Raw genomic sequence first — 14018 nt, 5'->3', positions numbered from 1 at the left:
CCTTATGGAAACAAGAAAACGACGTGCGGATCGCGTATCTGAAAAAAATGTAACGCCCAAAAAGAAGAAAAAACACCGTGGTCTTAAAATTTTTGGACTAATCGTCTTACTGGTTTTATTGATTGGTGGCGCTATTTTTGGGAAAGCTTATTTTGATGTTAAGAATGTCATGGTCAAGTCCTATCAGACAATTGATAGAAAGACGACTGCTAAACTTCCGAGCCTTAAAGAAAAGTCATCATTTAGTTTTTTATTCTTAGGTGTTAATGATAAAAAGGCTAATGATGTCTTGGTTTTAACGGTTAATCCTAAGAAAAACAAGACAACTGTAATTAGTTTGAATCGGAATATTTACCTCCCTTCTGAATCGACAACTCTAAAAGAGCTTTATGGCATTAAAGGAGCAGCAGGGGAGATTGATGCCTTGCAGACACTTTTAGGCGTTGACATTCCACGTTATATGACTTTTGATATGCGTGGTTTAGGTGATTTCGTTGAGGCTGTTGGTGGTGTTCAAGTTCAAAATGATACGCATTTTGTATCAAGTGGTTTCGAATTTAAACCTGGAACATTAAGTTTGAAAAAAGCAGATGAAGTTAAGGCGTATCTCACTAAAGTCGGGGATGATGCTGATAAAGCCGAGGCAGATTTAATTGACCGTGAGCAGACGGTACTGATTGCGATTATTTCAAAAATGAAATCAGCGAATACTGTTGTTAATTACAAAAAATTTGTGAATGCTTTCGGTGATAATGTCAAGACAGATTTTGTTTTTGGCAATATTAAAGCACTTGGATTAAATTATAATGGTGTTTTAGGAAATATCACAAAAGAAAATCTTAAACCAGTAGAGACTACGATTGATGGTAAAACACAAAAAATTCTGTCAGAAGAGTTAGTCAATAAGGCTCATGACAGAATTGAAGCAGCATTGAATGAATGAGTATTTGCTGTCAGACAATTTATGAGCCAGATAGAAACTAAATAAGTCAAAAAGCTAACACTTCCAAACATGGAAGTGTTAGCTTTTATATTTTTAAAATGATGAATAGGGTTGTCCTGTTTTTATTTACCGCAATACGATGAAATCAGCGACGGGTCGGCCATCTTGACTTTCATAGATTGTTTGTCCATTTAGCGACATTTGTGAAGAACCACCACCATCTAGAACGACAAGGTTTTGTAAATTGAGATTAGCAACCGCTGCCATAGTACCGTCGTAGCCGACACTAGTATCTGAAATGATAAGATAGATGTTATTATCTGCATCGTTACCAATATAAGAATGAATCATCCAGTTGACTGAGCCGTCATTGGGTAAGACGACACCATCTTTGATAAGAATGCTACCAAAACCATAACTTTGCTCTCCACCTTTTTTAATAATGTCATTTGCAGGTGTTGTGAGGTCATACCCGTTAGCTGAGCCATTTTTATTGATAACAAACGATGCACTGCCATAGGCAGTGTTTGACCAGTTAGAAAATAGCTGACCATTGTTAATTTGAAAACCGACAATCTGACCCGTATTCATGTCAAAGCCAGAAGTATTCATAATAAGTGAATCAGGGTATTGTGCAACGATGTCAGACATCATGAAAGTACCTGGAATTTGTGCTGCAGCTGTTTTTAAAACTTTTGGATTATTAGCACGGTAAATGGTAACACCTGGTACAGACATATCTGTAAATTTTTCAACTTTCTTCTTTGATTTAACTTGTACCCAGCCAGCCTCGCCAGTATCTTCAACTTCTTCTGCAGGCGCAATTGAAACGGAAGTCGGTGGTACGATAGCATTGGGTGCTGTAGTTTTAATTGGTTTGAGTGCAGAAGAAGCAGTTTGTTTGGGTTTTAGTAGGATATAAGTGATACCTGAACCTACTAAAAGCAAGATAATTAAAGTAATGATTAGGGGTGATTTTTTCTTCTTTTTAGTAGTAGAAGATGTTTTTGAAGCGTTACGTTTATATTGTTTATTTTTTTTCATAGTTATTTAAGAACGATAAAGTCCCCCACTTGTCGATTATCCTGACTCGGTACAATGGTTTGGCCATTCAGTCCCATTTGGGAAGACCCCCCACCATCCATCAGAACAAGGTTTGCTAGATTGAGATTTTTAATTTGATTCATGATATTCTCATAACCAGCGTTTGTTTCACTAATCATGAGATAGAGATTATTTTGCTTATCGTTACCAATAAAACTATGAATCATCCAATTGACAGAGCCATCATTTTCTTGGACCTTGCCTTTTTTGATTAAAATTTTACCAAAACTATAAGATTGTTCTGCGCCATTTGCAAGAATTTGACTCGCAGGTGTTGAGCTATCATAAGTTGTCATAGAACCATCTTTATTGATGATAAAGGCTTCGTGTGCCCGTTTATTTTCTCCCCAGTTGGTAAAAAGCGCACCGTTATTAATTTGAAAACCTGTAATATCACCTGTTTCCATGTTAAAACCTGAAGCATTCATAATCAGAGCATCTGGATATTGTGCCATAACATCTGGTAAAATTGCTAAGGCTGGATGTTTAGAAGTCGCAGTTTTTAAAACTTGGGGATTATGCGCTTTATAAATTTTGATATTATCTGTTGAAATATCTTGAAATTTTTCACCTTTCCCTTTGGAATGAACTTGAACCCAAGTTGCATCTCCTGTATTTTCTACTTTTTCAGCATGATCAGAGGCAACAACTGAACTAGAAGAAATGATCCCGGCACTTTTAGAAGGGTCAACTTTAACTGGTGAATTTCCTGAAACTTGTGATTTTCCAGTCGTTTTTTTGTCAAAAGGTTTGAGTAAAATAACAAATAAAATGACTAAGATCAGGAAAAATAGTAGAGCTATGAACAGACCTACTCTGCTTTTTTTAGTTTTTCTTTTCATTATTTCATTATAAAGGGCTTTTGGCGTTAAGTCAAGAGAATAACTACTGAAAACGCTTAATATAGGCGTTCTTGTTGCATTTTGTCAAAAATATGTTATACTTATAAAGTTGAAATAGAATAAAGATCATCTCTAAAAAATGTTCAAGTGGCAGGGTATGAAAGTCGCAATAGGATTTTTAGAAGTGATCTCAAATTATGAGGTATAAATCTTGACTAAATTACGCGAAGACATTCGTAACGTCGCAATCATCGCCCACGTTGACCATGGTAAAACAACACTTGTGGATGAACTTTTGAAACAATCAGATACCTTGAGCGCACGCGCACATCTTGATGATCGTGCCATGGACTCAAACGATCTTGAAAAAGAACGCGGTATTACCATTCTTGCTAAAAATACAGCTGTTAAATATAAAGACAAACATATTAACATCTTGGACACCCCTGGTCACGCGGACTTCGGTGGTGAAGTTGAACGTATCATGAAAATGGTTGACGGCGTTGTTCTTGTTGTCGATGCTTACGAAGGTACAATGCCTCAAACACGTTTCGTGTTGAAAAAAGCCTTGGATCAAGGTTTGACACCAATCGTTGTTGTCAATAAAATTGATAAACCTTCAGCTCGTCCTGAAGAAGTTGTCGATGAAGTCTTAGAACTTTTGATTGAACTTGGTGCCGATGAAGAACAATTGGAATTCCCAGTAGTTTATGCATCAGCTATTAATGGTACATCAAGCCTTTCTGATGATCTTGAAACTCAAGAACATACAATGGAGCCGTTGTTTGAAACAATCATCGATCATATTCCTGCACCAGTTGATAACTCTGATGAGCCATTGCAATTCCAAGTTTCACTACTTGACTACAATGACTTCGTTGGCCGTATCGGTATCGGACGTGTTTTCCGTGGTACCATTAAAGTTGGTGATAGCGTAACACTTTCAAAACTTGATGGCACAAGACAAAACTTCCGTGTCACTAAATTATTTGGTTTCTTCGGTCTTGATCGTATTGAAATCCAAGAAGCAAAAGCTGGTGATTTGATCGCTGTATCTGGTATGGATGACATCTTTGTTGGTGAAACAGTAACACCGTCTGACCACATCGATCCACTGCCAATTCTTCACATCGACGAACCAACTTTGCAAATGACTTTCCTTGTTAATAATTCACCTTTCGCTGGTCGCGAAGGTAAATGGGTAACATCACGTAAAGTTGAAGAACGTTTGCAATCAGAATTGCAAACAGACGTCTCACTTCGTATTGACCCAACTGACTCACCTGACCGCTGGATTGTTTCTGGTCGTGGCGAATTGCATTTGTCTATCTTAATCGAAACAATGCGTCGTGAAGGCTATGAGCTCCAAGTTTCACGTCCAGAAGTTATCGAACGCGAAATTGATGGTGTTCGCTCAGAACCGTTTGAACGCGTACAAATCGATACACCAGAAGAATATCAAGGTTCAATTATCCAAGCCCTTTCTGAACGTAAAGGTAACATGCTTGATATGATTAACACTGGTAACGGTCAAGTTCGTTTAATCTTCCTTGTACCAGCTCGTGGTTTGATCGGTTTCTCAACTGAATTCTTGTCAATGACACGTGGGTACGGTATCATGAACCACACCTTTGACCAATACATGCCAATGATTCATGAACAAATCGGTGGCCGTAGCCGTGGTGCTCTTGTCTCTATCGACACTGGTAAAACAACGACTTATGCAATCATGGGTGTTGAAGAACGTGGTACAATCTTTGTTAATCCAGGAACAGAAGTTTACGAAGGCATGATCATCGGGGAACATTCTCGTGAAAATGACTTGACAGTTAACGTAACAAAAGCAAAACAAATGACAAACGTACGTTCTGCCAATAAAGACCAAACTAACGTCATTAAAACACCACGTATCCTCACTTTGGAAGAATCAATTGAATTCATGGCTGACGACGAATACCTCGAAATCACACCAGAATCAATTCGTTTACGTAAACAAATCTTGAATAAAGCAGAACGCGAAAAAGCAAACAAAAAGAAAAAAGGATAAGCAGTCAATAGACCGATAGATATAAGAGAGGATAAGATGTTTTATTTAGTCGTATTAGCACTCTTTGCCTTGTGTTACCTTTTTCTGGCACCAGATGAGATAAAAAAAAGCTTAAACCTTTTTGTTGGCATCATCGGAACAGTTTTAGCTGTTACGATTGTCATCTCACTTATTATTCAAAATAAAACGAGCATCATCCAAGGACTAGTGCTCCTAGCAGGTTTCTTCCTAATGGTCGAAAGCATTCGCGAAATAAACCAATTATAAAAAAATCAGTCGAGAGGCTGGTTTTTTTGCTATCTTTCTTAGATGTCATCACCTTTGGTCATGGCATCAGGTGACTTTTAAAATATGTTGAAATATGCTATGATAAGACCAATATACCAAGAATACACAAGCGTCCCTAATCAAAAGAAGGAATATAAAATGTTTTTTGAAAAGAATGACAGCCATAATGAGCTAATAAAAAAACAAATCTTGTTGGAATTTGGCACAGCAATCTCTTGTATTGCACTAGGGGAAGGGACAGAAAATAAAAACTTTCTGATTAACGATACGATAGTTTTACGCGTTTTATTTATAGATAAAAATAGCTTATTATATCATGTTGCGCGTTCTTATATTGAGAGAGAAATCATCTTCGCAAACGTCCTATGCCAATCAAAAGTCAATCCACTCACTTATAAATGTTTTAAAAATAAAGACCGTCTACTTGAAATACCGACTGATGAGGGAACCTTCTATTTCTTGCAATATGATTTTATACCAGGGAGCTTTTTAACTTATACCAAGAAAAATATGCAGCAACTCGCACAGATGATGGGGAAATGTCATGAAATTGCCCACCAAATATCTGAGAAAACTTCTACTCCATACCTTCCAGTTTATGATGGGTTACCGTCTAGCTTACATTATCGTCCCTTTGCTTTCGATGATAGAATTACTCAAAGCATTGCACACTATGCCTTTTATTGGCAAATATTTCAGGAAAATACAAGGTTAATCAACGACTATCGAAGTCAAAACCCCAACATTTTGATTCACTGTGATTTGCACGCTAAAAATATTTTGTTGACTAATGACACAATAGCAATCATTAATTTTGGCGATACGAGATTATCGCTGATAGAAGAAGACATCGGTACATGTTTCTGGGGAATGGCCCTAGAAATGACTACAGTAGAAACGTTTAAAAAACGAATCTATGACTTCTTTAGTGCCTATCCTAAACGGTTAAATAACATAGAAAAAACATATTGTCTGAGATTCACGCTGCAACGCTTTTTGGATATTCATCTTTTTTATCTAAAAGAGAATCTTTCGACGACATCAAAATTGAAATATCAAACCCAAAAATTCTCAAATGAGAAACCTATAATTGATTTTCTAATTGCATCAATCGATCAATCTTTAGTAGATAATTAGACAGGTTAGTCACGTAGTAAGCATAGATAGTGGCTTAAGTTGCTAACCATGATTAAAGTTAAGTGCTATAATGTAGGTGTCAAAAACATTTTTGGGAAGAAGGTAAAAGAATGAAAAATAGAGGGATAGGCTTGTCAAAAGCCGTAGACTTTAATGATGAGGGGATACTTTTTGAAGAAAGAGAGTTTGAGATGCCAGAGTTGAGCAGTCAGTTTGATGTGATTGTCAGAGTGCTTGCAACAGCCATTAATCCAGTTGATATTAAAATGGCTGAGGCTTATCAAGCTCATGAATTTACAGTCCTAGGTTTTGATGGCGTTGGAGACATTGTTTCAGTTGGTGAGGCAGTTTCTGACTTTGCAATAGGTGAGCGTGTCTATTATGCTGGTCAACAACGACGTCAGGGGACGAACCAACTTTTTCAAGCAGTGGATAGTCGTTTAATTGCAAAAGTTCCTACTAACTTAACGATAGCACAGAGTGCAGCCTTGCCTTTGACAGGTATTACAGCTTATGAAATTTTGACGGATGCCCTAGGACTTGAAGTGAGTGAACAAATTGCTCTAGGACAAAGTATTCTGATTATTAATAGCGCTGGAGGTGTAGGCTCTATTTTGATTCAGTTGGCTAAATTTATAGGCTTGCGGGTGATTACGACAGCGTCTCGCTCTGAAAGTGTCGCGTGGGTCAAAAGATTAGGCGCAGATATTGTTCTGAATCATCATGAAGATTTAGAGATACAACTTAAAGAAGTTGGCATAGATAAATTGCCCTATATTGTGCTTTTACACTCTACTGATAAATATTGGCATCTTGTGACAAATCATATTGCACCATTTGGCCGAATTGCAAGTATTGTTGAAACAGACGGACCACTCGATATGGGGCCTTTGAAAAATATCGGCGCACAATTTGCTTGGGAGTTCATGTTTGCCAAAGGAAATTTTGCAATTTGAATGGCGGAACAAGGACAAGCATTGGCAAAATTAGCTAAGTTGATTGAAACAGGCAAACTTAAAAGTACACTGAAAAAGACTTACGACGGGTTTTCACCGAAACACTTGCAACAGCCAGCCGTGATGTTTTAAGTGGTCGGATGATTGGGAAAGTTGTGATTGAGTATTAAAATCAAGCTTGATTTTGCCCTAAATAAACTCGCATCAGTATCAATAATATCAATCAAGCAATGGGGTATGTTATAATAAAACTATGAAATTGAATGAAAAACAAATGTTGGATTTTGCTGAAACTTTAGGCAAAAAGTTACAAGCAGGAGATATTATCGTCTTGACCGGTGAATTAGGTGCAGGAAAAACGACTTTTACTAAGGGTCTTGGACTCGGTTTAGATATTCATCAGATGATTAAAAGCCCGACCTATACCATTGTTCGTGAATACGAAGGACGCCTACCCTTGTATCATATGGATGTTTATCGCATTGGAGATGACCCTGATTCGATAGATTTAGATGATTATTTATTTGGTAATGGTGTCACTGTGATTGAGTGGGGAAATCTCTTAGCGCAAGATTTGCCGAGTGAGTATTTGGAGATTATTTTCGACTATCAAGACGATGAACGAGAGGTGACACTTGTCGCACATGGTCGTCGTTATGAGACTTATTTAGTCTAAGACTGGTTGCTTGCCAAAGGAGGCGTATGACTGAAATTATTGTAAGAGAAGCTGAACCTAAAGATGCCCAAAAATTGATTAATTTTTTAAATCAAGTTGGTAAGGAATCACATTTTTTAACACTCGATGAAGTAGGTATCTTAATGACAGCTACACAAATGTCTGAGTATCTGGCTCAAATTGCTGAAAAAGATAATAATGCTTACTTATTAGCCATAGTAAATGATGAAATTGCTGGTGTCATTAGCTTAACAGCAGATTTTCATGAACGCATTCGACATATCGGAGATTTATTTATCGCTGTTAGTCAAAACTTTCAAGGCTATGGCATTGGCCATATTTTAATGGCAGATATGTTAGAGTTTATTCAAGAAATTGGTGTCATTAAGCGCTTGGAACTTCAAGTTCAGAAGCGAAACGAAAGAGCTATCCACCTTTATCAAAAGAATAGTTTTGAGATTGAGTCAATTCGAAAATTCGGAGCAAGAGATGAATTAGGAAACCTGATTGATGTATTAGAAATGGTAAGATTTTTTGATTAAGATTACAAGTCTGTAACATTTTATGATAATTGACGTTTGACTCTAGTTTTTCTGGTAAAATGGAATAATGAAAAGAAGTCAGAGAATTAATTATGAAGCCAAGCATGGCTCTAAAAAAAGCCAAAATAGGAAGCTAAAGAAAAATGGCAAGCCTAAGATGCGACTTTGGAAGAAGTTATTGCTTGGTTTTTTAGCAACACTTTTAGTGTTCGTAGGCCTAGTTTTTGCTTATGGTACTGTTGTCTTAAATCGAACAGAAGATGCTTTTAAATCGACCTTTTCAGATTTAGGTCTGAGTTCAAGCAAAAAATCAGATGATATTATCAAAGCAACAAAACCATTGACGATATTATTGATGGGGGTTGATACGGGAGATGATACGCGTTCAGATTTATGGTCTGGCCAGTCGGATACGATGATTGTCATGACAATTAATCCTCAGACAAACACGTCTACCATGGTTTCTTTGGAGCGAGATATGTTGACGAACATTATCGATAAAGACGGTGATGTTGTCGAGACTGCTAAGTTGAATGCTGCCTATGCAAGTGGCGGGGCTGTAACTGCAGTTTCAACGATTCAACAACAAATCGGCTTAGATATTGATAAATATGCATTGATTAACATGAATGGTTTGAAGGATTTAGTTGATGCAGTCGGCGGGATTGAAGTAAATAATAAACTAGGTGCAACGATCTCTATCGAAGAAACTGAACCTGATTATACAGCAACAGTTGAACCAGGGAAGCAGCACATCAATGGAGATCAGGCATTGGTGTATGCACGGATGCGTCATCAAGACCCAGAAGGTGATATTGGGCGTCAAGCGCGCCAACGTGAAGTCATTACGCAAATTATGGGTAAAATATTAAGCCTAAATTCGATTACTAAGTATGAGAAAATTTTAAAAGCCATTTCTGGTAATATGAAAACAGACTTTGCTGTGAATGGTAACTCTTTGAAGAGTTTGTTAGGCTACAAAGATGCTTTCCAAAAAATGCGCTCAATTAAACTTCAAGGTATTGGTGAAATGATTGACGGCATTTCTTATCAGGTTATGCCAGCCGATAACCTACTAAGTGTTCAAAATGCTTTGCGACTGTCACTCGGTCAATCAGTCGTAAAAAGTCTTTCTCCTAATATTGTCACCTTTGAAAATTATTATGGTGGTTATGCACCAAACGCAATACTGCCAACAGTGACGACAACGGTGAACGGTAAAACAACTGAGAAAACATTACTCACTGATGGTGCCGAAGCCTCTGCAGAAGAAGCATTAAAAGAAAGTACATCAGAAGAGGCTGCCACATCAAGTAATGTTTATGGTAATCAGACTTCTGAACCACAATACGATGTTTATGGCAACCCAATTTATTAACGATTTGACTAAACTGCTGAATTTTGGTAAAATTTAGTAGTTGTGTTTGGTCTCATAGCTCAGCTGGATAGAGCATTCGCCTTCTAAGCGAACGGTCGCAGGTTCGAATCCTGCTGGGATCACTATAAATAAACGTTAAAACTTCTTGGTCTCTAAGAAGTTTTTTTGTTAGTTTTAGGTATAAATATAGCTTATAGCTTTATTGACGATTTAAGTATAAGTCGACTGCTTAAAACTATGCTATCATAAATCTAAGAGAAAAATGGAGAGTTTATGCAATATCTACCTTTAGAAAAATCAGAAGTCTTACGTTATCTAGGTTATAGACGCAAACAAGAACTGACGCCGGATATCTCAGCCCTCGTAGACGAGATGATCATGGAAGTTCAGAACGTATCAAATGCACGTTACCTTTATCAGGCCTATGATTTTACGCTAGATGAGGCCAACCACGCCATTCATCTTACGAATACCGATTTAGTTCTACAATCGAAACAGCTTTATAGCCATTTGAAACACGCCAAACAAGTCGTTTTGTTGGCCGCCACGCTAGGGATTGAAGTCGAACGCCAGGTCAGACTCTACGAGCTATCTGAGATGACAAAAGCCTTTGTGCTAGATGCTGCCTGTGTTGATTACATCGAGAAAATTTGTGATTTAGCAGAAGTTGACATCGATTCTCAGTTTACGGATAGTATACTGAATCGCAGATTTTCACCTGGATATGGAGATTTGTCTCTAGAAGTTCAGCCCCAATTTTTGAAAACCTTAGGCGCAGATAGACAACTAGGTTTAACTTTAACGGAAAATTATTTGATGATTCCTAGAAAATCTGTCACGGCTATTCTTGGCTTGTTTGAAGATGATAAATTGGCTCGTCCTAGGCGCAAGCCACCTCAAGATTTGACGATGGATATGGTCAGAAATGGTAACTTTAATGTGAGTGGTTTGACATGATGATGACGACAAGACTAACACGACTTGCAATCTTAACGGCACTTGCTTGCGTCCTGCGCCTCACTTTTGGTGCTTTTCCAAATGTCAAACCGATTACTGCCTTGTTTTTTGTCCTGATCTTGGCTTATAGCTTAGCTGATGCCATTGTTGTTAGTAGCTTAACCATGCTTGTAACGGGCTTTTTGATGGGGTTCTCGGTGATTATTTTGGGTCAGATGATAAGCTATGCTTTGATTTTGAGTCTTGGGGCGTTTATTTTTAAATGGCTCAAACCGATGATTTTAAGAACACTTGTCGTTTTTGTCCTGACGATGTTTTATGGTTTTATTATCTCTATATTTTCAGCTCAGCTATTCGGTAGTCAATTCTGGCCTTTTTGGCTCAGTGGCTTGACGTTTGACTTGGCACATGCCGTGTCAACGGCGCTCTTTTTCCCAATATTAGCAACCATTTTCAAAAACATCTTAAAAACATGATATGAAAGCGGTACGATGTAGTCGGAAACTTCAGTAGAAATTAGGGGTTTAAGGTACTCTTGCGACTAGCGTCTTTTGCGTTTGCGCAGGTTCAATTATCATTTATTTTTTATAAGAAGTTAGCTTGAAGTTCAAATAAAGGAAGACTTAACATGACGATTTTAACGGATTTAAAAACGCAAATTTTGCTTTTTGACGGGGCAATGGGGACGCAACTTCAAGATAGAGGATTGCCGATTGGGGGGATTCCTGAGCATTTTAATCTGACGCATCCGGAGGTCGTTGAAGCGATTCATCGGGACTATGTAGCGGCAGGGGCAGATGTTATTACGGCCAATACGTTTCAGGCTAATACGACGAAAATGGCTCCAGATGAGTTGGATGAGACGATTCATACAGCGATTGCTCTTGCCAAAAAGGCTGAGCCCAAGTATGTGGCTTATGATATGGGGCCGACTGGGCAACTTTTGCAACCGATGGGGACTTTGTCGTTTGATGCCGCCTATGAGATGTTTGCAAGCCAAGCCATTATCGCAGAGCAAGCTGGTGCTGATTTGGTTATTATTGAGACGGTAGCGGATTTATTGGAAGCAAAAATCGCAGTTTTAGCTGTGAAAGAAAATACCAAGTTGCCCGTGTTTGTAACCATGACTTATCAGGAAGATGGCCGAACTTTTGTCGGGGTTGATCCCCAAACTGCGACCTTGACGCTACAAAATTTGGGTGTGGATGTTCTGGGTGTCAACTGCTCACTCGGACCAAAGGAACTTGCGCCGATTGTTGCTAAGATTTTAGATTATGCGCAGATACCAGTCATGGTTCAGGCCAATGCCGGTTTACCACAAATGGAAAATGGTGAGACGGTTTACAAAATTACACCAGAAACTTATGTCGCTTATACGCAAAAATTATTAGCACAAGGTGTGGCAGTGGTGGGTGGATGTTGTGGTACAACACCAGAATTTATCCGGCAGTTGCGCTTGCTTATTGATCAAACGGAAAAAGTCTATCCAGAGCCAAAATCAGGTACTTTTATCACCTCAGGACTTAAAACGCTAGAAATTGGTCTGGGACTAAGTTTGATTGGTGAGCGGATAAATCCGACGGGGAAGCCCCGTTTGAAAGAGGCGTTGCGCGAGAATAATATTAGTTATATCATTCAGGAGGCAGTCGCGCAGCGTGATGCTGGGGCTGATATTTTAGATGTCAATGTCGGGCTACCTGAGATTGATGAAGCCAAAATGATGGTTAAAACGATTGTTGAGTTACAATCTTTGCTTGATTTACCTTTACAGATTGATTCATCTGAAACTGCTGCTCTAGAGGCAGGTGCGCGGCATTATAATGGAATTCCCTTGATTAATTCGGTCAATGGAAAACCGTCTAGTATGGCTAAGATTTTTCCAATCGTCGCGAAATATGGCGGGGTCATTCTAGGCCTATGTCTGGATGATGAAGGCATTCCTGAAACGGCTGAAAAACGGTTTCAAATCGCTGAAAAAATCGTCCATGAGGCCGGTAAATATGGGATTACACCAGATCGTGTGATGATTGATCCGCTAGTCTTGACAGCCTCTGCTCAGCAAGAACAAGTGCCAGTCACATTGGACACTATCCGCCTAGTAAAAGAACGTTTAGGCTGTAAAACAGTCGTTGGCTTATCTAACATCTCCTTTGGTTTGCCTAATCGTGCGCTTTTAAATGGCACTTTTCTGGCGCAAGCCTTTGGTGCGGGACTTGATGCACCGATTATGAATCCTTTGTCAGATTACATGATGCGCGTTGTTCGCTCCCTCAAGGTCTTCACTGGTCAAGATACGAACTCAGAAGATTATATCGCGAATGAGCAAAATGCGACGATTGCTGTGACGGTAGCAAATGGTAGTGGCAATCAAGCGTCGACTGATGATACCCTGGATTTGAAAGGGATGATTATTAAAGGCCGTAAAGAGTTAACAGCTGCTGAAACTAGAAAAATGCTTGAGACAATGACACCGCTTGACATCGTCAACACTTATTTCATACCAGCCTTGGATATTGTAGGCGCTCAGTTTGAGAAAGGTGCGCTATTTTTACCACAGCTGATGCAGTCTGCTGAGGCGACACAACAAGCACAGGAAGTTTTGAAAGCTGCACTTGCAAAATCAGGTCAAAAATCAGAATCTCTAGGTCGACTACTCTTAGCGACAGTTGAAGGGGATATCCATGATATCGGAAAAAATATTGTGAAAATGATTCTAGAAAATTATGGCTATGAAGTTGTTGACCTAGGAAAAGATGTACCGATTGAAACAGTTGTGGAGACTGTCGTCACACAAAAGATTAAATTGATTGGCCTATCAGCCTTGATGACGACAACAGTGCAGAATATGAAAAAAACGATTACTGCTATCAAGACGGTTGCACCTGACACAGTTTTTATGGTAGGTGGAGCGGTCCTCAATGAAGAATATCGTGAGTTTGTTGGTGCTGACTATTATGCGAAAGATGCCATGGCTAGTGTTGATATTACTCAGAAATTTTTTAAACAATAAGCAAAAACATTTCAGTGACGTCTGTCAGAGATGTTTTTTTCTTATTTTACTTAATAAAATTAGCAATATAGTTCACTATACTTTTTTTGCCTAAAAAAATGATATAATCTTATAAAATGTAAGCGCTTTATGATACAA

Annotated in this window: 14 protein-coding genes and 1 tRNA gene; 13 read left to right on the top strand and 2 right to left on the bottom strand. The window is 38.5% G+C overall.

Going from position 1 to position 14018, the window contains the following annotated elements:
- The first annotated feature begins 4 nt into the window (after window positions 1–4).
- Window positions 5–943 (top strand): LCP family protein, encoded by a 939-nt coding sequence (locus HZR21_RS04585; protein WP_180746642.1) that lies wholly within the window; start codon window positions 5–7, stop codon window positions 941–943.
- 126 nt (window positions 944–1069) lie between these two features.
- Here the strand turns inward: HZR21_RS04585 and HZR21_RS04580 are convergent, their stop codons facing one another.
- Both HZR21_RS04580 and HZR21_RS04575 read right to left on the bottom strand, forming a co-directional pair.
- Window positions 1070–1987: a phosphodiester glycosidase family protein gene (locus HZR21_RS04580; protein ID WP_180746641.1), complete on the bottom strand. Its 918-nt coding sequence runs from the start codon at window positions 1985–1987 to the stop codon at window positions 1070–1072.
- Window positions 1988–1989: 2 nt separating this feature from the next.
- Window positions 1990–2889: a phosphodiester glycosidase family protein gene (locus HZR21_RS04575; protein WP_180746640.1), complete on the bottom strand. Its 900-nt coding sequence runs from the start codon at window positions 2887–2889 to the stop codon at window positions 1990–1992.
- A 211-nt stretch (window positions 2890–3100) separates the two neighbouring features.
- On the opposite strand from HZR21_RS04575, the gene typA reads away from it, so the two are divergent.
- The 12 genes from typA to HZR21_RS04520 all read left to right on the top strand — a co-directional run bounded on the left by typA (window position 3101) and on the right by HZR21_RS04520 (window position 13880).
- Window positions 3101–4936, top strand: coding sequence for a translational GTPase TypA (gene typA, locus HZR21_RS04570; protein WP_180746639.1), 1836 nt, complete (start codon window positions 3101–3103; stop codon window positions 4934–4936).
- A 36-nt stretch (window positions 4937–4972) separates the two neighbouring features.
- Window positions 4973–5203 (top strand): DUF3165 family protein, encoded by a 231-nt coding sequence (locus tag HZR21_RS04565; protein ID WP_180746638.1) that lies wholly within the window; start codon window positions 4973–4975, stop codon window positions 5201–5203.
- Between the two features lie 84 nt (window positions 5204–5287).
- A complete protein-coding gene (locus tag HZR21_RS04560; protein WP_180746637.1) occupies window positions 5288–6361 on the top strand; it encodes a phosphotransferase in 1074 nt (357 codons plus the stop codon).
- Between the two features lie 110 nt (window positions 6362–6471).
- A complete protein-coding gene (locus tag HZR21_RS04555; RefSeq protein WP_246307804.1) occupies window positions 6472–7317 on the top strand; it encodes a zinc-binding dehydrogenase in 846 nt (281 codons plus the stop codon).
- Entirely contained in the window at window positions 7318–7449 is a 132-nt protein-coding gene (locus HZR21_RS11900) for a hypothetical protein (protein ID WP_259276384.1), read from the top strand.
- 121 nt (window positions 7450–7570) lie between these two features.
- On the top strand, window positions 7571–7993 hold the full coding sequence (tsaE, locus tag HZR21_RS04550; protein ID WP_003139577.1) for a tRNA (adenosine(37)-N6)-threonylcarbamoyltransferase complex ATPase subunit type 1 TsaE: 423 nt from the start codon (window positions 7571–7573) through the stop codon (window positions 7991–7993).
- 26 nt (window positions 7994–8019) lie between these two features.
- Complete coding sequence (locus tag HZR21_RS04545) at window positions 8020–8535, top strand: GNAT family N-acetyltransferase (RefSeq protein WP_180746636.1); 516 nt, start codon at window positions 8020–8022, stop codon at window positions 8533–8535.
- Between the two features lie 67 nt (window positions 8536–8602).
- Window positions 8603–9913, top strand: coding sequence for an LCP family protein (locus HZR21_RS04540; RefSeq protein WP_180746635.1), 1311 nt, complete (start codon window positions 8603–8605; stop codon window positions 9911–9913).
- Between the two features lie 48 nt (window positions 9914–9961).
- Window positions 9962–10035 (top strand) — tRNA-Arg (locus tag HZR21_RS04535).
- Window positions 10036–10186: 151 nt separating this feature from the next.
- On the top strand, window positions 10187–10870 hold the full coding sequence (locus tag HZR21_RS04530) for a methionine synthase (RefSeq protein WP_180746634.1): 684 nt from the start codon (window positions 10187–10189) through the stop codon (window positions 10868–10870).
- Window positions 10871–10872: 2 nt separating this feature from the next.
- Window positions 10873–11346 (top strand): ECF transporter S component, encoded by a 474-nt coding sequence (locus tag HZR21_RS04525; protein WP_246307803.1) that lies wholly within the window; start codon window positions 10873–10875, stop codon window positions 11344–11346.
- 152 nt (window positions 11347–11498) lie between these two features.
- Window positions 11499–13880, top strand: coding sequence for a homocysteine S-methyltransferase family protein (locus HZR21_RS04520; RefSeq protein WP_180746633.1), 2382 nt, complete (start codon window positions 11499–11501; stop codon window positions 13878–13880).
- Window positions 13881–14018: the final 138 nt, after the last annotated feature.

Source organism: Pseudolactococcus laudensis (assembly GCF_013449735.1).
Classification (GTDB): Bacteria; Bacillota; Bacilli; order Lactobacillales; family Streptococcaceae; genus Pseudolactococcus; species Pseudolactococcus laudensis.
The sequence above is the reverse complement of the archived record's forward strand: the minus strand, read 5'-3'. Positions and strand labels throughout refer to the sequence as shown.